The following is a 912-nucleotide window of genomic DNA, read 5'->3' on the forward strand; positions in this document are numbered from 1 at the left end:
TGCGTCGCTGTGGCAGAGGCAGCGGTGGTGCCCGGGGCGGTTGCGGCGCCCCCGGTGGTCTGCGCGGCGTCGCCCGAGCGCTTTCCCCCGCGGCGCAGGCGGCGGATCAGCCAGATCACCGCGACGAGGAGGGCCAGCAGCACGACCCAGGGGACGAGGAACACGATCGCCCCGGCCAGCCAGAGCAGGACGGCGCCGATGGACGCGACCCCGGCGAGCAGCCAGTCGAGCGGGGATCCCGGCGCGGCCTTCGGCGCGTTTTCTGGGGTGTCCAGCATCACCCAGAGCGAGGAGAGCTCGACCTGATCCGTGAGCGAGTCGAGCTGCGCGGTGATCCCGGCGAGCTCGGCCTGGCGCTGGGCGAGGGCGGACTCGGCCTCGATCAGCTCGGCCGTGTTTTTCGCGTCGGCCATGAGGCCCTGGAGCCGGGTGATGCTTCCCTCGAGGGACTCCTGCCGGGCCTCCAGATCCACCCGGACCTCGGTCACGTCCTGCCGATTCGTGGACTGGTGCGTGACGGCGCCGAGCTCGGAGATGCTCGCCACGGCCTCGCTGAGCCGCGGCGCGGGCACCCGGAGCAGCAGCTGCGCGGAGGCGCTGGACACGTCGGTCGCGGCCGAGATCGTGCGGACCTCAACGCGGCCGTCAAGCTCCCCGGCGATCCGGTCAACCTCGTCGGCGACCTCCTCGGGGCGATCGACGGAGAGGCCCAGCTCGGACGAAACGGTCACGCTTCGCCCGTCGCTCGCGCCCGCAAACGAGTCCGCGGAGAGCCCGGACTCCGGGAAGCTCTCGGGGGGCGGGGCATCCGTGTCGTGGGGGAGCGTCTCTGCGGGCTGGACCTGAACCCGGTCAGCGCCCGTGTCGCCGCCCGGCGCCGGGTCGGGGGCGCCCGACCCCGTCGAACAACCG

Annotated in this window: 1 protein-coding gene; it reads right to left on the reverse strand. The window is 73.5% G+C overall.

What is annotated here, in order from left to right; translation table 11 throughout:
- Nucleotides 1-731: DUF4349 domain-containing protein (locus OOT08_RS12565; RefSeq protein WP_325093087.1), on the reverse strand; the 731-nt coding region annotated here is incomplete at its 3' end.
- Nucleotides 732-912 lie beyond the last annotated feature (181 nt).

The organism is Leucobacter sp. M11 (assembly GCF_035726885.1).
Taxonomy (GTDB): domain Bacteria; phylum Actinomycetota; class Actinomycetes; order Actinomycetales; family Microbacteriaceae; genus JAPFRB01.